The organism is Actinoplanes lobatus (assembly GCF_014205215.1).
In the GTDB taxonomy this organism is placed as follows: domain Bacteria; phylum Actinomycetota; class Actinomycetes; order Mycobacteriales; family Micromonosporaceae; genus Actinoplanes; species Actinoplanes lobatus.
The window spans coordinates 5,851,917-5,873,496 of record NZ_JACHNC010000001.1 but is presented as its reverse complement, the minus strand read 5'-3'; the positions used below and the strand labels follow the sequence as shown (position 1 = coordinate 5,873,496).

The following is a 21,580-nucleotide window of genomic DNA, read 5'->3' as shown; positions in this document are numbered from 1 at the left end:
ACGGGGGTATCCGACATGACGGGAACTCATGGGCTGATCACCATCACGATGCTCGGGTCAGGACTGCTCGCCGGCGTGGCACCGCCGGCCCGCGCCGACGCCGGGACGTGCAGCGCGCCACGGCACGTCGCCTTCGGCACGCCGGGCCACGACACCCGGATGGACGTACGGCTGTGCCTGCTGCACGGCACACCCACCCGCGGCGCCTACGCCCACGTCGCCTGGGCCCGGGGCGGTGACGACGACGGGGAACGCGGGTTCGACGCGCTCACCCTCCACTACCACCTGCAACGGCACGACGAGAACATCGCCCTCGGCACCTGCGACCTCGCGCCCCGCCTCAACGCGACCGCCACCGGCGCCTACAAGTGCGAGAAGGTGGAACTGCGGGTCCCGGCCGCGGGCGGCTGGAGCGCCGACGGCTACCTCGAGTACGACCTCGACCGCGACGGCGAGGGCCTGAAACGCGTGGACCTGCGCGGTTCACCGGTCGCCGAACACTGACCGTCAACGGTTCGGGCAAGACCATTTTCGGTACGGGCAATGCACGCCGAGCCGTTAGGGTCGCCCCCATGGAACTGTTCGGAACGGTGGCCGGCCTCTATGACACCGCCCGCCCGGGTTATCCGCCGACGGTCGCCGACATGATCCTGGAGTACCACGGCGGCGTCCCCGCCTCGATGGTCGAGATCGGCGCGGGCACCGGCAAGGGCACCGAGGTCTTCGCCGCCGTCGGCGCGCCGCTGACCTGCATCGAGCCGGATCCCCGGATGGCCGCCGTGCTCGCCGGGCGGTTTCCCCGGGCGAACATCCACGCGGGGTCCTTCGAGGAGTGGGCGCCTCCGGCCGGCGGTGTCGGCCTGATCGCCTGCGCGATGGCGTGGCATTGGCTGGATCCGGGACGCCGCAACGATCTCGCCTGCGCCGCGCTCGCGCCCGGTGGCACGCTGGCCGTCCTCGGTCACCGCTACGGCTACCAGGATCCGGAGCAGGGCACCGCCGTTCAGGAGGCGCTGAACGCCCTCGACCCGACCGTTCAGGAGCGGCCGGTCGACTGGTTCCACGACGACGTTCTCGCATCCGGGCGCTTCACCGGCGTACGGAAGAAGGTCCTGAACACCAGCCTGCCCCTCGCCAAGGGCGACTATCTCGCTCTGATCCGGACCTTCGGTCCGTTCCTGCGCCACTCCCCCGAGGTGCAGCGGAAGGGTCTCACCGCGCTGGGCCGCCTGATCGACGGCTTCGGCGGCACGGTGGTCCTGGATCTGCGCACCACCCTGGTTCTCGCCACCCGGGAGCCGAACGCCGGGTATTGACATCTACGAATCGATCAACAAGGGTGGCGATGAATCGCTCTGGGAGCGATTCCATCCACGGGGGATGATCAAGTTTTCGCTGCCCAGCGCCGGCCGACGGCCGGTCATGTGGCGTGCGCCCTTCCCCGCGGTGCAGGGGTCCGTCGACCCCAGTCAACCGATCGAGAGGGAATGACCGAGTGAGACGCATGGCATCCGTGCTGTCGGTGTTGGTGCTGTCGTTCGGCTTCGCCGGCGTCGCCCAGGCTGCGCCGGCCGAACCGGCCCCCGCCGCCGGCGGGCAATACCGGCTCACCGATTTGAAGAGTTCGCAGGAGGCGCAGACCACGCGCGCCACGATGTCCGCCACCACCGTCGACCCGGCGGAAACCATTCACCGCGGCCAGTACGCCAAGACCGGAGCCTCCCTGCGCGCTCCGAGCACCACCATCGAGGAATGCGCCGCCGACGAATGGGCCGACCGGTCCGGCGGCTTCGTCATCGACCACTTCAACTGGTGCCACACGGTGGTGTACAGCACCGAGCTGGAGGTCTGCCAGATCAGGATCTTCGTCTGCGTCCGCAGTCAGGAGATCGGCGACATCAGCTGGCGGATGACCACGAAGGGCGAGGGCTGGGACGCGACGCAGCCGGCCCTGGACCCCCGGTACAGCCAGATCTCGTTCACCACCCGCATTCACGACATCCAGACCGACAATCCGATGCTGGACGCGATGGTGCTCCAACTGAACCTGGTGTGCGACGGGAACGGCGTTCCCTGCCTGCACCAGCTGGGTGACGACGTGGAGCCCCGCACGATCGCCGAGTGGAAGCACAACAGCGACACCGTCTTCCGTTACCAGTCCGATCCGGGGTACGGCCTCGGCGTGGACAAGGTCAGCTTTTTCGACTTCCACATCAAGTCGACCGCGAGTTACCCCGCCGCGAACACGGTGGCCGACGACACCGGCGACAACGGCTACCGCTGCGACGAGGCGACCTATCTACAGGGCGACCGCGGGTGCGTCTTCGACCGGGTGTCGGAGCTGTTCCCGATGGCGATGGACGAGTACCAGAACTACCGTAAGGCCGCGCTGCACATCTACGACGCCATGTACCAACCGCAGAACACCCGGCCGGTGCTGGAAGGCAAGAAGGTGGCCGGAGATCCCTTCGCCGACCAACCCCGGCCACTGCACCGCATCTACGAGCCGTACGACGCGACGATCGTGCGCGACAACAACAACGAGGCGGTCCGCACCTGCCGGGAATGGTGGGGCGCCGACTACTCGCAGGGCGGGCAGTTCGAGTGTGACGAATACCCGTTCAAGTCCACCTATCAGGGCGCCTCGCAATCCAACGGCCACTACTCCGCACGGGTCATCGACGGCTCGGACAACGCCTCCGGCGGCGCCGTCCTCGGCGGCTGGTACGAATCGCAGCGCATCCTGCACAACGACCCGTTCTACGTGCTGCTCGGCTTCACCGGCACGGGTGGCGGCGGTGGCGGCGGTGGCGTGATCCCGGACTCGGCGCCGACCGTGAACGCGGGCGAGGACATCACCACCGACGAGGGCGCACCCGGCACGTTGCGCGGCGCCGTCCACGACTTCGAAGGCGCCCCGTCGACCCGGTGGACCTACCGGGTCACCTCCGGCCGCGACGGCATGTCCTGCACCCTCGCCACGCCGGAACGGCCGGTCACCCGGATCACCTGTAACGACGAGGGCACCGTCGAGGTCACCCTGACCGCCGACGACGGTCTCAACACGCCGGTGTCCGACCGGGCCACCGTCACGGTCCGCAACGCCCCGCCGAGTGTGAAGATCAACGGCCCGGATCCGTGGCAGGTCTTCAAGGCGGGCGCCGCGGTGAATCTCAACGCGCCGTTCACCGACCCCGGTGTCCTCGACACGCACACCTGCTCGGTCCGCTGGGACGACGGCGGCGGCGCCGACACCTACCCGGCGGAGTCGCACACCTGCGACCGGCGGCACACCTTCGCACACGCCGGCATGTACACGATCTCGGTCACCGTCACCGACGACGGGGGCGCCTCGGACACCGCCACCACGATGATCGTCGTCTACGACCCGGAGGCCGGTTTCGTCAACGCCGACGGCGCCTTCACCTCGGCGGCGAGCGCCTGGGCCGCGAAGCCCACCGCCGGCTCGATGTCGTTCCACCTGGCCGGGAACTACTACCACACCGACACGGTGACCGGGACGGCGAAGGCGTACCTCGCGAACACCGACCTGCGCCTGGACGCCGGCAACAAGGGCCTGGAATGGCTGGTGGTCACCCCCGACGGCAAGGTCGCCGCACGAGGGAAGGCGACAGTCAACGGCCAGAGCGGGTACGGCTTCGTCTACTACGGATACGACGGCTGCACCACCGGCCGGGCCGGTCAGTGCCAGGCTGGCGACGACCGTTTCCGGCTGGTGATCTGGCCGCTGAGCAGCGGCGCTCATCCCGGCAACGAGACCTGGTACGACAACCGGCCGGAAGCCGGCTACGACGTGGACGTCACCGAGCCGCAGAACCTCACCGCCGGCGCGGTGACCATCCACCCCGTCACCGGTCCCTGACCGGTACAGCGGTGCCCGGCCGATCGGCCGGGCACCGCTGTACCGTCCCTGATGACCGTCCCGGGAGGGTTCATGCCGCCGATCAGCCGGTTCCAGTACGCTCCGCGCGTCGACCACCGCATGTTCGTCCTGCTCGACCCGCGCAGCCGGCCCACACCGCTGGACGAGGGGCTACCCGAACACGATGAGATCCTGCGCGCCGGACAGCACGGCGTGGTGTTCCGTTCCGGCGGCGACCTGTTCCGGCCGGCCGTCACGATCGAGCGATGGGCCGCCGACCCGGGCACGGCCGACGGCGAGTGGGACGAGGTCGCCGAGGCGTCGCTGTCCGCGCCGTCGGGCCGGCTGCGGCTGCGCTCCATCATGGGGGAACCGGCCGGCCCGGACCTGGAGGTGGAGGGTTCGCAGCGGCTACGGGCGCACACCCGCGGCCGGGGCGAGGCGATGGAGCGGCTGACCGTCGAGACCGGCTACGCCGGTGTCGAGGAGTGGTTGATCCAGTTGTGGCCCACGCGGGCATAGACAGGCCGCCACCGATTCTCAGCCGCGCAGCGGTTTTCCGGTCGCGGTGCGGCGCAGCTCCGTCACGACGGCGATCTCTTTCGGTCGTTCGGCGCGGGACAGCCGGGTGGTGAGCCAGTCCCGCAGCTGGTCGGCGGTCAGCGTACGGCCGGGGTGAATCTCCACGGTGGCCCGCAGCCGCCGGCCGAACTCGCCGTCCGCGACCGGTTCCAGCAGCACGTCCGCGACGTCGGGATGGCTGGTGATCACGGCGGCCACCGGGCCGGGATACACGTTCTCGCCACCGGAGACGATCATGTCGTCGAGCCGGCCGTCGACGAACAGCCGTCCGGCCGGGTCGAGATGGCCGAGGTCGCCGGTGGGGTGCCAGCGGCCGTCCGGATGCCAGCCCCGCACCCGGATCTCGCCGATGCGGCCCAGCGGCAGCGGTGTGCCGTCCGGGGCGGCGATCCGGACCTGTACGCCGCGGGGTGCCCGCCCGACCGTGCCGGGCGCGGCCCGCAGATCGGCCGGGGTGGCCATCGCGGCCCAGCCGGCCTCGGTGGTGGCGTACATGTTGAACGTCCGGTCCCCGAACCGCTCGCGCAGCCGTTCGCACAGGTCACGGTCGAGCGGGGCGGCGCCGCTGATCACCGCCCGCAGCGAGCCGAGATCCGGCCACGCCGACTCCGGCAGGGCGCAGATGCGGCGCAGCTGGACCGGCAACGCGAAGAGCAGGCCGGCCCGGTTGGCGGCGACCGCGGCCAGGATCCGCTCCGGGTCGCCACCGGGCACGAGCACCACGGGAGCGCCCAGAGTGAGGCCGGCGGACAGGTAGGTGAGACCGTAACCGTGATGCGGCGGGGTGGCCACCACGATGGGCTCGCCGGGCCGCACCGGCGTCAACCGCAGATGGGTGGTGACCGGCCCGAGCAGCATGCGCAGCGGCAGCGGGCGGGAGACGGCGCGGGGTACTCCGGTGGTGCCGGAGGTCAGCACGTACACATTGCCCGGTCGCCGCGCCGCAGCGGGAGGAGGGCCCTCCCCGGCGATCAGATCCGGCCAGGCATGCGTGGCGTCGCCGCCGATCAGATCCGGCCACGGCGTCGCGGGAAGGCCGGCGTCCGGGTCGTGCACCAGCCGGCCGATCCGCTCCTGTTTCACCACCGCCGCGAGGCGATCGCCGGGCAGGTCCGGTGGCAGCAGGATCACATCGGCGCCCAGCCGGGACAGCCCGGCCGCGGCCGCCACGAACCCGCGGTGCCCGCCGCAGGCCAGGCCGACCCGGTCGCCGGGCCCTACGCCGAGGGCCGCCGCGCCCGCCGCGCAGGCGCCGGCCATCTCGTCCAGCTCCGGGTAGGTGACCGGCCCGTCCGCGTCGACCAGGGCGATCCCGCCGGGCGGTCCGGCGGCGAGCGCGGTGGCGAGGCTGCGCCCGTGCCGGCGACTGGCGCGCAGCAGCCGTACCACCCGGCCGGGCCGCCACAGACCGGTCGCGGCCAGCACCCGCAACGGTTCGGCGGCGTCGATCGCCCGTACCCCGGCGGCCAGCGTCCGTTCGACGGTCCGCGGCATCGCCGCCGCGACGACCGCGCCGAGCCGGGCCCACCACGGCGACCAGGAGCTGCGGTGCGCCACCGACCGGCAGACGATCTCCGCGGCCTCGGCCGCCGACATCATCGGGGCCCGCGCATAGTGCGGCGTGGGCGCGCTCATCCGGGTGCGGACCAGATTGAGGTACGCCGTACTGACGGTGACGTGGTCGCGCCGCAGCTCGACGGCGGCGCTGCGCAGCCACGTGTCGAACGCGGCCTTCGACGAGTGGTAGGCCGACCAGAGCGGCGTGTGCAGGGACAACCCGGCGGTGGAGACGTTGACGATGTGCCCGCCGCCGGCCGCCCGCATCGCCGGGAGCAGCACGAGCAGCAGCTGGACCGGGCCGAGGTGGTTGACGCCGATGGTGCGCTGGATGTCGTGGAACCGGTCGGCGGTGTCCGCGACCGATCGCCGGATGGACCGCCCGGCGTTGCTGACCACCACGTCGATCCGGGGATGGCCGGCCACCAGCTCGGCGGCCAGGGCGGCGGCCGCCTCCGGTGACGACAGATCGGCCGGGTGGGTGAAGGCGCGCCCGCCCGCCGCCTCGATCTCCGCGCGTACCTCGTCGAGGCGTTCGGCGGTGCGCGCCACCAGCAGCACGGTGGCGCCGGCCGCGGCGAGCCGGCGGGCCGTGGCGGCGCCGATCCCCTCGGAGGCGCCGGTGATCAGCACCGTGCGGCCGGACACGGCGGCCCGCAGCCGGCGTTCCCGCGGGCCGCGACCGGTGATGCCCGCCATGATCCGCATCCATCGCCCGAGGTGATTCACCGGACCATTGTGAGGCCCGGCACCGCTGTGGCGTCAGGCGCCATGATCGTCGCCGAACTCGGGCGGCAGGTCGTCGCTGAGCAGGTCCTCGGCGCGGCCTTCGAGCAGCTTGGCGGTCTCGGTGGAGCGCGGCAGCATGGTGTCCTCGTACGCGCGAACCGCCTCGTCGACGGTTGCGGAGCCGGCGAGCGCGAGCGCGAGCTCGGCGGCGTCGAGCATGGCGAGGTTGACGCCGACGCCGAGCGGGGGCATGAGGTGGGCGGCGTCACCGAGCAGGGTGACGGTGGGATTGTGCTCCCAGGCGTGCGGAACGCCGAGCGCGAAGATCGGCCGGTCGAGGTAGGGGCCGTCGTTGTCGCTGATCATCTGTCGCAGGTGAGGGGACCAGCCGGCGAACTCGTCGAGCAGGTGGGCCCGGATACCGGCGGTGTCGCCGGGCCGCAGACCGGCGGCGGTGATCCAGTCGGCCGGGACCCGGCGGATGATGTAGACGCGGATGTGGTCGCCGCTGCTGCGCTGGCCCCACAGCGCGCGCTGCCCGTCGGCGCCGGTGGCGCTGCCCGGGCCGACCAGCGCGGACAGCTCGGTGTGCCGATCCTCCACGTCATGGAACCAGGCTTCGGTGAAGCTCACGCCGGTGTACCGCGGGACGGCGGGTGAGACGGCCGGGCGGACACGGGAGAACGCTCCGTCGGCGCCGATGACCAGGTCCGTCTCGACGACGGTGCCGTCGGCGAAGTGCAGTGTGCGGGGACCGTCGGCGGGCCCGCCGACGTGGGTGAGCGCCCGGCCCCACCGTACGGTGCCTGGCGACAGCGAATCGAGCAGGAGGTCGCGCAGCTGGCCCCGGTCGATCTCGGGTTTGAACAGCTCGTCCTCCGCCGGGACGATGCGGGCCCGCAGCTCGCCGTCGGTGCCGAGGACGCGCATCTCCTGGCCCTCCGGGCGGCACAGCCGGAGGAACTCGTCGAGCAGGCCGGCCTCGCGCAGGGCGAGCTGGCCGTCGCCGGCCCGCAGGTCGAGGGTGCCGCCCTGGTCGCGGGCGTCGCGGCCGGGGTCGCGGTCGTGGACGGTGACCGCGATGCCGTGCCGTTGCAGGATGCGGGCGCAGGTGAGCCCGGCGGGCCCGGCACCGACGACGCTGATCCGGGCCTGCCTGGTGGGTGTTGTCATGGCTTCAGAAAAGCAGAACGAGTTCAAAAGTGCAACGAGTCAACTTTTTGCCTGATGCCACCTACCCCTATACTCGGCTCATGACCCAGACCCCTGTCGGCCGTCGGGAGCGCAAGAAGGCGGCGACGCGGCAGGCGATCGCCGACGCGGCTCTCCGCCTGTTCCTCGAGCACGGTTACGACCGGGTGAGCCTGCGCGACATCGCCGACGCGGCCGATGTGTCGACCACGACGCTGTTCAAGCACTTCTCCGGCAAGGAAGCGCTGGTCTTCGACCAGGAGCAGGACAACGAGGCTCAACTGATCGCGGTGGTGCGCGGGCGGGCCGCCGGACGGGACATGGTGGAGGCTCTCCGCGAGCACCTGCTGGGCGCCTACCTTCCCATCGCGGGGCATCCCCAGGCGGCCGAGTTCGTCGCCCTGGTCGACACCACGCCGGCGCTGCGGTCGTACGCCGAACGCATGTGGACCCGGCACACCGACAGTCTCAGCGCCGCCATCGCCGAGGAGTGCGGCGTGGACCACGACGACCTCGCCTGCGTGACGTTGGCCAGATTCGTACTCGAGATCCCCGCCCTCGTCCGCGGCCGGCCGGACCCTCGCGCCGCCATCGAGGCGATCTTCGACATCCTGGCGCAGGGCTGGGCGCCACCGGACGGCGTCAGGTGACCAGGCCGCGACGGTAGGCGTAGACCACGGCCTGGACCCGGTCGCGCAGGTCCAGCTTGGTGAGGATCCGCGAGACGTACGTCTTGACCGTCTCCTGGCTGATCACCAGGGTCGCCGCGATCTCGCTGTTGGACAGTCCGTTCGCGATCAGGCACAGCACTTCCAGCTCGCGGGCGCTCAGCGGCACGTCACCAGGGGTGCCCGCGGCGGGGCGGATCCGGGCCGCGTACCGGCCGACGAGTTGACGGGTGACCTCGGGGGCGAGCAGCGCGGCACCGGCCGCCACGGTGCGGATGCCGTGCAGCAGGTGCGCCGGCGGGGCGTCCTTGAGCAGGAAACCGCTGGCACCGGCCCGTAGTGACTCGTAGACGTACTCGTCGAGGTTGAAGGTCGTCACGACCAGCACCTTGACCGGATGCGGCACGCCCGCGCCGGCGAGCTGGGCGGTGGCCTCGATGCCGCCGAGACCGGGCATGCGTACGTCCATCACCACCACGTCCGGCTCGAGTTCACGGGCGAGCGCGACCGCGGCGTGGCCGTCACCGCAGTCACCGACCACCGCCATGTCCGGCTGGGCGCCGATGATCGTGGCGAATCCGGTCCGGATCAACGGCTGATCGTCACAGACCAGCACCCGGATCACGAGCCCACCCCGACCGGAATCCGTGCGGTGACCAGAAAACCGCCATCGGCGCCCGGGCCCGCGGTGAAGTCTCCACCCAGCGTGCCGACGCGCTCGCGCAACCCGGCCAGGCCGCGCCCGCTCCCACCGGGTGACGCCGTGCTCGACCCCGATCCGTCCGTGCTGATCCGCACGTCGATCTCCCCCACCCCGTAGCGCACCGTGACGCTGGTCCGCGCGCCGTGGTCGTACTTGAGGGCGTTCGTCAGCGCCTCCTGCGCGACGCGGTAGACGGTGGCGCCCGCACCGCCCGGGGTGTCCGGCGAACTGCCCTGCTCGACCAGCTCCACCGGCTGCCCGGCCCGCCGGGTCTGTTCGACCAGCACCCGCAGCTCATCGCCATGAGCGGGGTTGAGCAGGTCGAGCAGGTGACGCAGGTCGGCGATCGCGTGCCGCCCGGTGCCCGACACCGCGGTCAGCGCCTCGTCGAGCCGCTCGGGTGCCGCGGCCAGGTATCGCGCCGCCTCGGCCTGCACCACCATCGCGGTCACGTGGTGCGTCACCACGTCGTGCAGCTCCCGTGCGATCCGGGTGCGTTCGGCGACCCGCGCCGTCTCCTCCGCATGCCGGCGGTGTTCCGTCTCGGCCAGCCGGTTGCGCCGTATCCCGTCCCCGACCGCCCACAGGGAGGCCAGCACCGCGTAGAACAGCACCACCACGTCGAATCCGAGTTGCCCCATGCGGGCCAGCACGGCGGCCAGCGCGAGGAACGCGGCGGACGCCACGATCACCGTCGCCCGGCGGTGACGTGCAATGTGGATGCCCGCGCTGATCAGCGCGATCGACAGGGCGGTGCCGCCGAGCGTGTTCCAGCCGCAGAGCTGGTCGGCCGCGAAGCCGGCGAACACCAGGGCCAGACTGGAAGTGGGCCATTTACGGCGGATCGCCAGCGGCAGGCACTCGACGGTGATGACGAGCACGCCCCAGACGCCGAACGGCCGGGCCGGCACCAGGTCGGCGAGCTGGGTGCCGTGCCGGTGCCAGGCCGGAACCAGGGCCAGCGCGGTGAGCAGCAGCGCGACCGGCAGGTCCTGGACGGTGACGTCAAGGCGGCGCCACTGGTCCCGCAGATCGGCGACGCTCTTCACCCGTCGAGTTTAGAGGCGAGCGCGGGCTCGGCGTTGCGGCGCCTCGGCATCAGGTTGCCGCGGCGGTGGGCCAGCCACAGGAACACCGCCGTGACCAGAACGCCGGCCACCACGGTGAAGACGCTCGCCTCCGGGCCGAACCGCCCACCGCTGATGAGCGCGTCACCGGTCGACTCCGAGTCCAGAACCGCCTGCTGTACGCCGTTTCCGGAGACCGCGGAGCCGAAGATCGCGGACTGCGCGTAGTTCCAGCCGAAATGCAGGCCGATCGGCAGCCACAGGCTACGGGTGGCGACGTACGCGGACGTCAGCATGCCGCCACCGGAGATCGCGATACAGAGCGCGCCCCACAACGTGGCGTCCTTGTTGAGCAGGTGCATGCCACCGAACACCAGCGCCGACCCCACCAGCGCAAGCCACGTGCCGGTGAGCTTCTCCAGATGCCGGAACAACACGCCCCGGAAGATCAGCTCCTCGGTCGTCGCGGCCGCCGCCATGAACCCGATCAGGCCCACCGCGTTGACCGGGTCGTCGCCGAGCCCGACGATCCGGTAACCGCCGTTGGCCGCGATCACGCCGATCACCGCCGCGAAGATCGAGATACCCATCAGCGTGCCCCTGACCAGCCCGGAGGCAGCCGCCCGGCCGGCCAGCTCGGTCACCGCACGCTTCTCGGTGGCCCGGACCACGCCGTAGTAGACCGCCGTCGTGAAGAACGCGGCGCCCACGCCCACGGCCAGCGAGAGCCAGACGTTGCCGTCCACTGAACGGACCGCCAGACCGGCCACGAACGTGGCCGCTACCACCGCGACGAACTGAAGAAGGAACCGCATGACACACCCTTCGCAGAATCCGCGGCAGGCCACCGCGACTGCGAAGAAAACTACGGATCGTCACGAGAGAAAACGTCACCTCTCGGCGGACACTTGCGTGTAGCTCGCCCGAGCTACACGCCCGGAGACGGCCCGCCGCCACAGCACGATCGGCGGTATCGCGAACACCAGGCCGGCCAGTCCGAGCACACTGATCGCTACCCCGGCGCCGATCCGCTCGGCGACCAGCCCCGCGACGGCCGCCCCGATGCCGTGCGCCGTCAGGTTCGTGGACGCCGCGATGCCCATGCCCCGGGCTCGCTGGTCGTCCGGCAGGAGTTCGGCGAACAACGACACCGATATGACGATCAGCACCGCCCACATCGCGCCGCTGAGACCGAAGACCAACAGGATGAGGTACGGGTCGTCGACCGCGGCAACCGCCGGCAACGGCACGCCGGGCACCACGCAGGCGACCGGGAACGCCTTCGCGTAGTGGGCCGCCGTCACGAATCTGGCCAGCAACGCCAGGAACACCACGGAGAAGAGCCCGGCCGACGCCATGAACAGGCCGACCCACCGAGGGCTGACGGACATCTCGGCGGCGAGCGGCGCGGCGAGGGCCTCCGGGGCGATCAGGAACAGGGCCGAGAAAGTCATCAGGAAGACCGCACGCATGGCCGGCGACCGCCAGACGAGCCGGAGGGTGGTGGTCATGGCGGCCGGCCGGCCGGACGGCAGGGCGGCCGGGCGGTGGCGGACGAACAGCAGCAGGACGACCGCCGACAGGGCGAACGTGACACCGTCGATGATCAGGCAGGTCGTGGGCTCGAAAGCGGTGGCCAGGAAGCCGCCGGAGGCGAACCCCGCGAGCGTCGCGCCCTGATTCAATGACTGCCGCACCGCCATGCCGGGCCCGTACTGCTCCCGCGGCAGGATTTCGCGCAGCATCGCCAGACGGGCCGCATGATAGGGACCGCTCAGGAAGGCCGACACGGCGACCAGCACGCAGAGCATCGCCAGCGGGGTGCCCGGAATGGCCATGGCCAGGACGGCCACCGCCCGGACCGTGTCGATCGCGATCAGGATCTCGCGCCGCGGCCGCCGGTCCGCCACCGGTGAGAGCAGGAAGCCACCGGCGACCGTGGGCAGATAGGTCAACGCGTACGTCAGGCCGCCGAGACCGGCGGACCCGGTCCGCCCGAAGACCAGCAGGGCGAGCGCCACCCGGGACAGTTGGTCACCGAGCACCGACAGCAGCTCGGTCACCGCGATGGCACGGAATTCCCGGTTGCGTACGAGCGACGTCATGGTGGCCCCTTCCCGGTCGGCTCCGGGCACACGCTGCCCGCACCCACTGGATGGACACTTCCCACCGTGTGAATCGGCTCGTCACTCTTTGTCCAGTAGCCGTTGATGAACTTCGTTTCGCCAGGCCGACCAAGGGAGGTGCACGATGATGAAGTTCACGCCTTACTGGTGACCCCTGCCGGGTAGGTCCGGCAACCGCACCTCGAGAGCCGGACCTACCCACACATCACGCTCACGCACTTCCGACTCGGCGCCGGGATCGAGTCGAGGCAGTGTGCGCGGTCCGGGTGAACGGCGACTGTCCCTCATGGAACAGCCGGGACCGGATCATCGCCCTGGCGTGCCGGGGTCCGCGGGCCTGACCGCGTCCACGCACTCCACGGTTCCGGCCCTGGTACGCCGCGTCGCCACGATCGTGAACCCGGCCGCGCGGACCAGCGGCACCTGGCGGCGGGTGAAGTGCTCGCCGGCCGCCGGAATGGTGAACCGCTCGAACACCCACTGGAACCAGTGGATCGGCGGCCACGTGCTCACCACGTGATCGAGCAGCAGCAGCCGGCCGCCCGGCACCAGCACCCGCCGGGCCTCGGCGATCGCGGCGGCCGGATCGGGGACGGTGCACAGCGCCAGCGCGCAGACCACCGTGTCGAACGAGCCGTCGGCGAACGGCAGCCGCTCCGCGTCGCCCTCGTGCAGATCGACCGTACGGCCCAGGTCCGCCGCCCGACGCCGGACCAGCGCCAGCATCGCCGGGCTCAGATCGAGGCCGGTGACCGTGACGTCATCCGGGTAGTGCGCCAGGTTCCCGCCGGTGCCGACGCCGACGTCCAGGACCCGGCCCCGCGCCCGCCCGGCCAGCCACACCCGGCCGTCGCCGAACATGTGCCGTTCCAGGAACGCCATCCGCCGGTCGTAGGTGGGCGCCACCCGATCCCAGATCCGGCGCGCCTCGACGGCCCTCGCTGACTCGCCCATGAGACCAGTGTCGCCCGGCCCGGCAAAAAGTTTTGCCCGGCCGGTAGTAGAAGCCCGATCCCGTTCGTCATCGGAGTGAAGACAGTCGGACTGAAGACAGTCGGAGTGACGACGAGAGGAGTCACGTCATGGACGTGAAGACCGGCGCGGAGGTGACAGTGACGGTGATCGTGCCGCTGCCCCGCGAGAAGATGTGGGAACTGGTCACCGCGGTCGACCGGATCGGCGAATGGAGCCCGGAGACGATCGGCGCGACCTGGGACGGACCCCGGCGATTCATCGGCCACAACCGCTTTCCGGACGGATTCGAGAGTACGGTCACCTGCGTGATCACCGAGTCGACGGCGCCGCGGGTGTTCGCCTGGGACGCGCTCGACGACGCCGGCCGGCCCGGTTCCCACTGGCGGTACGAGCTGCGTGACGGCGCCGAGCCGGGCACCACGGAGGTGCGCCACAGCTTCGTGCACGGCCCCGGCCGTACCGGCGTCCCCGCCGACACCGACAGCATCAACGACCGGCTCGTCACCCTCTGCCGCATCATGACGTCCACGATCACCGCGATGACCCTCGACTCGACGGGAGCCACCCGATGAAGTACCTGATGCTGGTCTGCGTCGACCCCGACCTCGTGCCCGACGAGAACGACGGGGCGCCGGAGATCGACGAGTGGTTCGCCCAGATCAAGGAGAACCACGTGGTCGGCAGCCGCACCCGGCCGGGCGCCGACGCGACCACGGTCCGCGTCCGGGACCGGCAGGTGCTGCTCACCGACGGCCCGTACGCGGAGACCAAGGACCTGATGGCCGGCTTCGACGTGATCGACTGCGCGGACCTGGACGAGGCCGTCGCGATCGCGTCCAAGCACCCGATGGCCTACCGCGGCGTCATCGAGCTGCGGCCGTTCTGGCCCTTCGAGCAGGACTGAGCTCTGACCACTCAGGACCGTATCGCCGGGATCTACGCCGACGGGTGGAGCCGGATCGTCGCCACGATGATCCGGTTCACCGGCGGTGACTGGAACCTGGCCGAGGAGTGCGCGCAGGACGCCTTCACGCAGGCGCTGCGCAGGTGGCCGGCGGACGGCGTACCGGATCAGCCTCTCGCCTGGCTGACCACGACGGCCCGCCGCCGGGCGATCGACCTGATCCGCCGCGAAGCGCTGGAGGCGGCGAAGCTGCCGGAGGTGGCCATGGCGGAGCCGGCGCCCTACCCGGACGACAGCGACATCCCGGACGAGCGGCTGGAACTCATGTTCACCTGCTGCCATCCGGCGCTGAGCCTGGCGGCGCAGGTCGCGCTGATCCTGCGCTGCCTCGCGGGCCTGAGCACCGCCGAGATCGCGCGGGCGTTCCTGCTGCCGGAGAAGACCATGGGGCAGCGGCTGTTCCGCGCCAAGCAGCGGATCCGCAACGCCGGGATCCCGTTCCGGGTGCCGCCCGCCCACCTGCTGCCGGAGCGGCTGCCGGCCGTCCTGCACGTGCTGTACCTGCTGTTCAACGAGGGCTACACCGATCCGGTCAAGGCGCGGCTGTGCGCCGAGGCGATCCGGGTGGCGCGGGTGCTGGCCGCGCTCATGCCGGACGAGCCGGAGGCGCTCGGCCTGCTCTCGCTGATGCTGCTGCATGACGCCCGGCGGGCAGCCCGCCGGGATCCGGCCGGCGACCCGGTCACCCTCACCGACCAGGACCGCACCCTCTGGGACCGGCTGTCCATCGACGAGGGCGCCGCCCTGTGCGAGCGGGCGCTGCGCCGCGGCCGGGCCGGGCCGTTCCAGGTGCAGGCGGCGATCGCGGCCTGCCACGCCACCGCGCCGACCGCCGAGGCGACGGACTGGGCGCAGATCGTCGCCCTCTACGACCATCTGGCCCGTCTCGAACCGGGCCCGGTCGTCGAACTGAACCGGGCGGTGGCGGTCAGCATGGCCTCCGGCCCCGCGGCCGCGCTTCCACTGGTCGTCGCACTGTCCGAAACCGGTCGCCTCGACGACTACCATCTGCTGCACGCGACCCTCGCCGACCTGCTGCGCCGCACCGGCCGCCCCACCGAGGCCGCGGAGAGCTACCGCCGGGCATCGGCGCTCGCACCCACCGAGGCGGAACGCCGCTTCCTGACCGCACGCCTGGAATCATGATCGACCGGGATCGTGCCGTCGCCCTCGTCGAGGCTCTGCTGGCCAAGGAGCGGCGGGCCCATCCTCACCTGCCGGAAGTCGCCGTCGTCCGCGTCAAGGAACACGAGTTCGGCTGGCTCGTCACCTGGCAGTCCGCTGCCTGGGCCCGTAGCCGCGATATACGGGACATGCTGATCGGGCAGGGCCCGTACCTGGTCGACGGCCTGGACGGCAGCATCCATCACATCCCGGTCACCGTCGTCAGCCACGACGAGTGGCTCCAGCTGTACCGGGAGCGGATCCGCGGTGAGCCGAAGCCGGATCCGGTGCTCGCCGCCGCCCGCGAACTGCTGCGCGACGAGGGCACGATGGCCGTCCTGCGACATCTGCGCGCGGTCGCGCCACGGCTCACCCTCCGCGAGACGAAGGCGTACGTCGACGCGCTCCGCGACGGCGGGGAGCCACCGGCGGAACTGGTCGAACGCACCCGGCCCGTGCCCGTCGGCCGGCCGCTGGACTTCGACACCCTCACCGGCCCGTGTCCGATGGAAGCGTGAACACGTCCGGCCGGCGGGAGCCGGCACCCCGCTCCCGGCGGCAGGATCAACTCATGGTCATCGTCATCGTCGATTTCACCACCGCCGCCGCCGACCGGGCCGCGGCCCTCACCCAACTCGACAGCGAACACGACGAGATCCGGGCGCTTCCCGGCAATCTCGCCTACCGGGTCTACGCGTCCCGGCACGACGACACCGCCGTCACCCTGGTCCACGAATGGGCCGACGAGCAGTCCTTCGCCGACTATCAGCGCACGCCCTCGTTCGCCCGCTCCGGCCGGGTGATCCGCCCGCTCATGACCGGAACCCCGGTGAGCCGCCGATTCCGCGCCGACCTCCTGGAAACCGTCGCCTGACCATGCACCGCCCGGCGTACAGCTTCGTCCGGTCGTTTCCCGCCACCCCGGCGAGCGACTTCCAGGTCGACCGGCACTATCTGCTCTGCGCCTCGACCGGCGCCCTCCGCCTCGAGGCGGAGGGCGCCACCTGGCTGCTGCCACCGGCCCGAGCCGCCCTCATCACAGCCGGCCGTCCGATTCGGATCAGCATCCCGCAACCGGTCACCACCTCCTCCGTCCTGTTCGACACCACCTTCGTCCCGCCGCCTCCGGCGCCGTTGACGGTCTTCGACCTGACCCCGCTGGCCCGCGCGCTGGTCGCCGAGTGCGGCCTCTGCGCCACCGAGGATCAACCCCCTTCCCGGTACGCCGAAAGCGTCCTCGACGCACTGGCCGCCGTCACCTGGAAGCTCGCCGAACAGCCCAGCCCCGTGGTCGTGCCCACCGGCCGCTCCCCCGAACTGCGCCGTGCCCTGCACCTCACCGAACAGCGCCTGGCCGAACAGCTCACCTTCGAGGAACTGGCCGCCGAGGTCGGCTTGGCCCCGCGCTCGCTGGCCCGCCGTTTCGAGGACGAGTGCGGCATGACCTGGCGTGCCACCCTGCGCCGGATGCGGATCCTGCGCGCCATCGAGGAACTGGCCGCCGGCGACACCCCGGTCACGAAGATCGCCTACACCGTCGGCTACACCTCGCTGTCCGCCTTCAACTCCGCCTTCCGCCAGCTCACCACCCGAAGCCCCACCGAATACCGCGCCAGCTTCCGCCCCTGAAGATCGTTCGTGGTCGAGGTCCGCGCTTCGCTTCCAGCTCCTTTCTTGTACGCGTGTCCTCGTCCCGCCTGATCCGGACCGTTCCGTCCGGTCGGCGCGCGCTTGCTGCCCGCTCCCGCCTGTGCCGCGCCCGCCGGGCGTAGATCGGTCGGACACCCCCGCATGTACTGCCGGTCCCGCCGGGATGGGTGGTTGCGGTAGTGATCACCAGGCCGCCGGAACGCTCCTCCCAGCCGTCACGCCAGTCACGCCGGGCGAGTGGTTGCGGTAGTGATCGCCAGGCAACCGAAACGCTCCTCCCAGCCGTCACGCCGGCCACGCCGGGCGAGTGGTTGCGGTACTGATCGCCAGGCAACCGAAACGCTCCTCCCAGCCGTCACGCCAGTCACGCCGGGCGAGTGGTTGCGGTACTGATCGCCAGGCAACCGAAACGCTCCTCCCAGCCGTCACGCCAGTCACGCCGGGCGAGTGGTTGCGGTACTGATCGCCAGGCAACCGAGGCGCTCCTCCCGGCCATCACGCCGGCCGCGCCGGGCGAGTGGTTGCGGTAGTGATCGCCAGGCAACCGAGGCGCTCCTCCCGGCCATCACGCCGGCCGCGCCGGGTGGGTGGTTGCGGTTGACACCGGTCGCGCCAGGAGGGAGCCCGTCGGGAGTCACCCACCGTGACCATGGTGGTGAGTGCATGGAGGCGCGTGGTACATCGGTGCTGCTCCGGCCATCTCGATGTTCCACAAGGGCCGGTGAACGGAATCCCACGCTAACACGCAGTGTCGGCCGGCCGGGTTTCGCTGTGAGCGGGCACGACAGCCGTCGGGTGGGCGGCCGTCACGGCGATGGGCGGGGTGGGCGCACACGCTGGCGATGTCGTGGTCGCCTACCTGCCCGTAACGGTGGTGGCCGCGCACGCGGCGACTTTCGTGTGCGGCCACCACCGCTTCGACAGCCCGACCGTGCGCACCCACCCGCGCTGAGGCTCGGCCGTGCGCACCCACCCGTGTTGGAGTCCAACCGTGTAGCCCCGCCCGCCCGGAGGGTGGCCGTGCGCGGCCGCTGGGCCCCGGCGGGACCGCGGATGACGATCGCCGTGACCGGCGCAACGGCCGAAAGCAGGCAACCCGGCTGCCGGGCCAGCAACACCGCAACCACCCACCCAGGATGACCGGCGCAACGGCCAAGAGCAGGCACCCCGGCTGCCTGGAAAGCAACACCGCAACCACCCACCCAGAGCGACCGGCGCAACGGCCGACAGCAAGCACCCCGGGTGCCTGGCGAGCAACACCGCGACCACCCGCCCAGCGTGACCCGGTCCGCCAAGGGCGAGAGCCGACGCCCCGGCCGCGACCGGCGGCAAGGAGAGGGACGCGGCACATCGGCCGGCCTGCCCAGTCACCGATCTACGCCCGGCGGGCGCGGCAAAGGACGGAGCGGGCAGCGAGATCGCGCCAACCGGACGGGACAGGACGGATAAGGCGGGACGACGTCACGCGTACCGGCAAAGAAGCCGAAGCGAAACGCGGACCTCGACCACAAAAGTTCTGTAGCGGGCCAGGGTCAGCCGCGCGGGCGATCAAGCAACAGCCGAGCGGGCGCGGCGAATCTCGCCAAGGCCGCTGCCAGCGCTGACCCAAGCGCCCGAGACCGCGCCGGCCGAGGTGCTTCAACGGCGGCGAGCGCTGTCTCGGACACGCTGGCAGTCGGCCGGACTGGATCGCCGGCGCGGAATGTCAGGGGCGGGTGCGGGACAGGAGCCAGCCGGACATGGCGCGGACGCCGTGGCCGATTGCGCTCTCGTCTGGCTGGAAGGTGGCGAAGTGGGGGTAGCTGGTCTCGACGCCGGTGTTCGGGGCCCGGACGCCGAGGAACGTGTAGGTGCCCGGAAGGCGGTCCAGGAACAGGGCGTAGTCCTCGCCGCTGAACGGGATCGCGGCGTGCAGCGGCATCACCCGCTCGGTGCCCAGCGTGCGCCGGAGATGCCGCTCCACGGCCTTGCCCTCACGCTGCGGGGTGACCATCGCCGGGAACGGGTCGGCCGGGAAGTCCACGGTGGCCGGACCTTCTGCCCGGGCGCGGCGCCGGATCTCGGCGCGGACCTCCGTGTAGCGGTGTTCCGGCCAGCACCGGGACGCCACCTGGACGGTCGCGCCGGCGGCCCGGGCCTGGACGAAGACGAACCGGGCCAGCGGGCCGCCCGGAGTCTGCAGGTAGGCCACCAACTGCTCCAGGTCGGCGGGGGTGGACGGGCGCTGAACCGTACCGATGTTGTTGATGCTCGTGGCCAACCGCTGAGCGCGCGCCGCGGCATCGTCGCCGGTGAGGGTGATCAGGCCGCGGTCCTGGCCGGGCATCCCGAAACCGGCGATCGTCGCGAACCGGCCAACCGGGAACGGCCCGCAGTGCAGCGCGTGGATCTCGGTGGGGCGGGTCGCCGTGAGGACGCCGCCGGCGATCATCGCGGCGGCGCCGGACAGGTTCTCCTCGGCCGGCTGGAACAGGAACACCACCCGGCCGGCGACCCGCTCCCGCAGCCGGGCCAGCACCTCGGCGATGCCCACCCCGACCGTGGTGTGGATGTCGTGGCCGCACAGATGGGCCGGTCCGGGGCCGCCGCCGATCTGGTCCTGGGGGCCGACCGCGTCCATGTCCGCCCGGTACGCCACCGTCCGCCCCGGCCGGGCCCCGGTCAGGACGCCGACGACACCGTGCCCGCCGACACCGGTCGTGACGTCGAGCCCGGCCGCCCGCAGCCGGGCCGCGACCGCCCCGGCGGTCCGCTGCTCCTGGCCGGAAACCTCCGGATGGGTGTTCAGGTCGCGCCGAAGCTCGATCAGCGCGCCGTCGATCCGGGCGGCCTCCGCCTCCACGGCCAGGGCCACCCGGTCGGTCGCCGAGGCCGCCTCGGTCGACGTCAGCCACGCCCCGGCCGCCGCCGCGACCGCCCCGCCGAGAACGGCCCGCCGGCTGACCACTTGCCCCTCTGAGCTGCGCACTGTTCCTCCCCCGTCTGGTTCGACGTGGTCCAGCCTTTCGCGATCCGCGCCCTGGCACGATGGGGCAGGCTCCCGCTCCATGGTGGTGCTAACCCCACCCGGAGGGCCTCATCCCGGGCGGATACGAGAACCGGCGAGAATCAGCCGGTGACCTACTCAGCGGTGCTACGGGACCGGCGCCTCGCGACGCTGATCGGCGGCGACGCCGTCGCCAAACTCGGCGACGGGATCGGCTTCGTCGCCCTGCCGCTGCTGGCGCTCCAGGTCAGGGGCGCCGTCGATCCGGCCGCCGCCGTCTCCGTTGTGCTGGCCGCGCCGTTCCTCCTGCCGATCGCGATCGCTGTCTTCTTCGGAGCGGGTCGCCGCCGGTTCGATTCGCGCCTGGTGGTAGCCGCGGACGGGCTGCTGCGGGCGGCCACGTTCGGCCTGGCGTGGCTGCTGGCCCACTTCGGGCGGCTGACCCTGGGCCTGCTGATCGGCGGCCTGTTCGCGGGCTGCGCGCTGCGGCTGCTGTCCAGCAGCGGCCGCCGCCTGCTGGCCACCGGTATGGCCGGCGAGCAGGCCCGGCTTCCGGTGAACGGCCTGCTCGGCATCTCCGACAGCTTGGCGCTGTACGTCGCCGGCCCCGCCCTGGGTGGCCTCATCTCGGCGGTCGCCGGCCCGGCGGCAGCGCTCGCGGTGGCCGCCGCCTGTTATGCCACGCTGCCGATAGCGGCCGCCGCGACGACCACTACACCGTTCCACGGCCGCACCGGGAAGGCCCGCTCCGGATTGGAGATCATCCGCCGGCACCGGGTGGCGTCCCGGCTGCTGCTGGTCGTCTTCCTCTTCAACCTCTGCTACGGCCCGGTCGAGGTGGCGCTTCCGCTACTGGTCACCGGGGATCTCGCCGCCGACGCCGGCGCGCTGGGCGTCCTGTGGACCTGCTTCGGCGCCGGCGCCCTGCTCGGTGCCGCCCTGACCAGCCAATTGCGGCGGTTCCGTCCCCGGACCAGCATCGTCGCGGTGATCGCCGGCTGGGCGGCGGCGGTGGCGGCGCTGGCAGCCGCCGGTTCGATCCCGGTCGCGGCGCTCGCCTTCACGATCGGCGGGGTGATCTACGGCCCGTTCACGGCGCTCGCCTACACCTACCTACAGGACCATCTGGACGCCGACGATCAGCAGCCGGTCCTGACCTTCTACACAGCCGGCGTCACCCTGGCCGCCCCGCTCGGCCTGGGTCTGGCCGGCCCGCTCATCGCCCTCCTCGGCGCCCGCGGCGGCCTGGTCGTCTCAGCGGCCCTCACCGCCGCACTCGCCCCGGCCGTACGCTGGTGGATCGCCCCTCACGCCCAGAGATAGAGCCGCGCTGGA

General features: G+C 71.7%; 21 protein-coding genes. 13 read left to right on the top strand and 8 right to left on the bottom strand.

Annotated elements, in window-relative coordinates:
• The first annotated feature begins 15 nt into the window (after positions 1-15).
• The 4 genes from BJ964_RS26935 (at position 16) to BJ964_RS26920 (ending at position 4,405) form a co-directional block, all read left to right on the top strand.
• Positions 16-504 (top strand): hypothetical protein, encoded by a 489-nt coding sequence (locus tag BJ964_RS26935; RefSeq protein WP_188123283.1) that lies wholly within the window; start codon positions 16-18, stop codon positions 502-504.
• A 68-nt stretch (positions 505-572) separates the two neighbouring features.
• Positions 573-1,316, top strand: a complete 744-nt coding sequence (locus BJ964_RS26930) for a class I SAM-dependent methyltransferase (RefSeq protein WP_188123282.1) — start codon at positions 573-575, stop codon at positions 1,314-1,316.
• A gap of 188 nt (positions 1,317-1,504) precedes the next feature.
• Complete coding sequence (locus tag BJ964_RS26925) at positions 1,505-3,883, top strand: PKD domain-containing protein (RefSeq protein WP_188123281.1); 2,379 nt, start codon at positions 1,505-1,507, stop codon at positions 3,881-3,883.
• A 51-nt stretch (positions 3,884-3,934) separates the two neighbouring features.
• Positions 3,935-4,405: a hypothetical protein gene (locus tag BJ964_RS26920; RefSeq protein WP_188123280.1), complete on the top strand. Its 471-nt coding sequence runs from the start codon at positions 3,935-3,937 to the stop codon at positions 4,403-4,405.
• Positions 4,406-4,423: 18 nt separating this feature from the next.
• Here the strand turns inward: BJ964_RS26920 and BJ964_RS26915 are convergent, their stop codons facing one another.
• Both BJ964_RS26915 and BJ964_RS26910 read right to left on the bottom strand, forming a co-directional pair.
• Positions 4,424-6,751, bottom strand: a complete 2,328-nt coding sequence (locus tag BJ964_RS26915; protein ID WP_188123279.1) for an SDR family NAD(P)-dependent oxidoreductase — start codon at positions 6,749-6,751, stop codon at positions 4,424-4,426.
• A 33-nt stretch (positions 6,752-6,784) separates the two neighbouring features.
• Entirely contained in the window at positions 6,785-7,924 is a 1,140-nt protein-coding gene (locus BJ964_RS26910; protein ID WP_188123278.1) for an FAD-dependent oxidoreductase, read from the bottom strand.
• An 80-nt stretch (positions 7,925-8,004) separates the two neighbouring features.
• Here BJ964_RS26910 and BJ964_RS26905 point away from each other — a divergent pair, with 80 nt between their 5' ends.
• A complete protein-coding gene (locus BJ964_RS26905; protein WP_188123277.1) occupies positions 8,005-8,592 on the top strand; it encodes a TetR/AcrR family transcriptional regulator in 588 nt (195 codons plus the stop codon).
• Here the strand turns inward: BJ964_RS26905 and BJ964_RS26900 are convergent.
• The 5 genes from BJ964_RS26900 to BJ964_RS26880 all read right to left on the bottom strand — a co-directional run bounded on the left by BJ964_RS26900 (position 8,585) and on the right by BJ964_RS26880 (position 13,460).
• On the bottom strand, positions 8,585-9,235 hold the full coding sequence (locus BJ964_RS26900) for a response regulator (RefSeq protein WP_188123276.1): 651 nt from the start codon (positions 9,233-9,235) through the stop codon (positions 8,585-8,587). The genes BJ964_RS26905 and BJ964_RS26900 overlap by 8 nt on opposite strands.
• On the bottom strand, positions 9,232-10,362 hold the full coding sequence (locus BJ964_RS26895; protein ID WP_188123275.1) for a sensor histidine kinase: 1,131 nt from the start codon (positions 10,360-10,362) through the stop codon (positions 9,232-9,234). The genes BJ964_RS26900 and BJ964_RS26895 overlap by 4 nt, the downstream gene beginning before the upstream one ends.
• Positions 10,359-11,195 carry a CPBP family intramembrane glutamic endopeptidase gene (locus tag BJ964_RS26890; RefSeq protein ID WP_188123274.1) on the bottom strand — a complete coding sequence of 279 codons (837 nt, stop codon included), beginning with the start codon at positions 11,193-11,195 and terminating at the stop codon, positions 10,359-10,361. Before BJ964_RS26890 ends, BJ964_RS26895 begins: the two co-directional genes overlap by 4 nt.
• A gap of 75 nt (positions 11,196-11,270) precedes the next feature.
• The gene (locus tag BJ964_RS26885) at positions 11,271-12,485 is read right to left on the bottom strand and encodes an MFS transporter (protein ID WP_188123273.1); all 1,215 of its coding nucleotides are present in this window, start codon (positions 12,483-12,485) and stop codon (positions 11,271-11,273) included.
• A gap of 327 nt (positions 12,486-12,812) precedes the next feature.
• The gene (locus BJ964_RS26880) at positions 12,813-13,460 is read right to left on the bottom strand and encodes a class I SAM-dependent methyltransferase (RefSeq protein WP_188123272.1); all 648 of its coding nucleotides are present in this window, start codon (positions 13,458-13,460) and stop codon (positions 12,813-12,815) included.
• Positions 13,461-13,588: 128 nt separating this feature from the next.
• Here BJ964_RS26880 and BJ964_RS26875 point away from each other — a divergent pair, with 128 nt between their 5' ends.
• The 7 genes from BJ964_RS26875 (at position 13,589) to BJ964_RS48175 (ending at position 18,211) form a co-directional block, all read left to right on the top strand.
• A complete protein-coding gene (locus BJ964_RS26875) occupies positions 13,589-14,053 on the top strand; it encodes an SRPBCC family protein (protein ID WP_188123271.1) in 465 nt (154 codons plus the stop codon).
• Positions 14,050-14,385, top strand: a complete 336-nt coding sequence (locus BJ964_RS26870; RefSeq protein ID WP_188123270.1) for a YciI family protein — start codon at positions 14,050-14,052, stop codon at positions 14,383-14,385. The genes BJ964_RS26875 and BJ964_RS26870 overlap by 4 nt, the downstream gene beginning before the upstream one ends.
• A gap of 3 nt (positions 14,386-14,388) precedes the next feature.
• Positions 14,389-15,591: an RNA polymerase sigma factor gene (locus BJ964_RS26865; protein WP_262479904.1), complete on the top strand. Its 1,203-nt coding sequence runs from the start codon at positions 14,389-14,391 to the stop codon at positions 15,589-15,591.
• Complete coding sequence (locus tag BJ964_RS26860; protein WP_188123268.1) at positions 15,588-16,127, top strand: YrhB domain-containing protein; 540 nt, start codon at positions 15,588-15,590, stop codon at positions 16,125-16,127. The genes BJ964_RS26865 and BJ964_RS26860 overlap by 4 nt, the downstream gene beginning before the upstream one ends.
• Positions 16,128-16,180: 53 nt before the next feature.
• Positions 16,181-16,483: a putative quinol monooxygenase gene (locus tag BJ964_RS26855; protein ID WP_188123267.1), complete on the top strand. Its 303-nt coding sequence runs from the start codon at positions 16,181-16,183 to the stop codon at positions 16,481-16,483.
• A 2-nt stretch (positions 16,484-16,485) separates the two neighbouring features.
• Complete coding sequence (locus BJ964_RS26850) at positions 16,486-17,238, top strand: helix-turn-helix domain-containing protein (protein ID WP_188123266.1); 753 nt, start codon at positions 16,486-16,488, stop codon at positions 17,236-17,238.
• Between the two features lie 844 nt (positions 17,239-18,082).
• Positions 18,083-18,211, top strand: a complete 129-nt coding sequence (locus BJ964_RS48175; RefSeq protein ID WP_262479369.1) for a hypothetical protein — start codon at positions 18,083-18,085, stop codon at positions 18,209-18,211.
• Between the two features lie 753 nt (positions 18,212-18,964).
• Here BJ964_RS48175 and BJ964_RS26845 read toward each other — a convergent pair.
• On the bottom strand, positions 18,965-20,227 hold the full coding sequence (locus tag BJ964_RS26845) for a M20 metallopeptidase family protein (RefSeq protein WP_229807416.1): 1,263 nt from the start codon (positions 20,225-20,227) through the stop codon (positions 18,965-18,967).
• 147 nt (positions 20,228-20,374) lie between these two features.
• Here BJ964_RS26845 and BJ964_RS26840 point away from each other — a divergent pair, with 147 nt between their 5' ends.
• Positions 20,375-21,568, top strand: a complete 1,194-nt coding sequence (locus BJ964_RS26840; protein ID WP_188123264.1) for an MFS transporter — start codon at positions 20,375-20,377, stop codon at positions 21,566-21,568.
• The last annotated feature ends 12 nt before the right edge of the window (positions 21,569-21,580 follow it).

Coding starts and splice junctions, on each gene's coding strand:
- BJ964_RS26935 (WP_188123283.1), top strand. CDS start 16: ATGACGGGAACTCATGGGCTGATCACCATCACGATGCTCGGGTCAGGA.
- BJ964_RS26930 (WP_188123282.1), top strand. CDS start 573: ATGGAACTGTTCGGAACGGTGGCCGGCCTCTATGACACCGCCCGCCCG.
- BJ964_RS26925 (WP_188123281.1), top strand. CDS start 1,505: ATGGCATCCGTGCTGTCGGTGTTGGTGCTGTCGTTCGGCTTCGCCGGC.
- BJ964_RS26920 (WP_188123280.1), top strand. CDS start 3,935: ATGACCGTCCCGGGAGGGTTCATGCCGCCGATCAGCCGGTTCCAGTAC.
- BJ964_RS26910 (WP_188123278.1), bottom strand. CDS start 7,924: ATGACAACACCCACCAGGCAGGCCCGGATCAGCGTCGTCGGTGCCGGG.
- BJ964_RS26905 (WP_188123277.1), top strand. CDS start 8,005: ATGACCCAGACCCCTGTCGGCCGTCGGGAGCGCAAGAAGGCGGCGACG.
- BJ964_RS26890 (WP_188123274.1), bottom strand. CDS start 11,195: ATGCGGTTCCTTCTTCAGTTCGTCGCGGTGGTAGCGGCCACGTTCGTG.
- BJ964_RS26885 (WP_188123273.1), bottom strand. CDS start 12,485: ATGACGTCGCTCGTACGCAACCGGGAATTCCGTGCCATCGCGGTGACC.
- BJ964_RS26880 (WP_188123272.1), bottom strand. CDS start 13,460: ATGGGCGAGTCAGCGAGGGCCGTCGAGGCGCGCCGGATCTGGGATCGG.
- BJ964_RS26875 (WP_188123271.1), top strand. CDS start 13,589: ATGGACGTGAAGACCGGCGCGGAGGTGACAGTGACGGTGATCGTGCCG.
- BJ964_RS26870 (WP_188123270.1), top strand. CDS start 14,050: ATGAAGTACCTGATGCTGGTCTGCGTCGACCCCGACCTCGTGCCCGAC.
- BJ964_RS26860 (WP_188123268.1), top strand. CDS start 15,588: ATGATCGACCGGGATCGTGCCGTCGCCCTCGTCGAGGCTCTGCTGGCC.
- BJ964_RS26855 (WP_188123267.1), top strand. CDS start 16,181: ATGGTCATCGTCATCGTCGATTTCACCACCGCCGCCGCCGACCGGGCC.
- BJ964_RS26850 (WP_188123266.1), top strand. CDS start 16,486: ATGCACCGCCCGGCGTACAGCTTCGTCCGGTCGTTTCCCGCCACCCCG.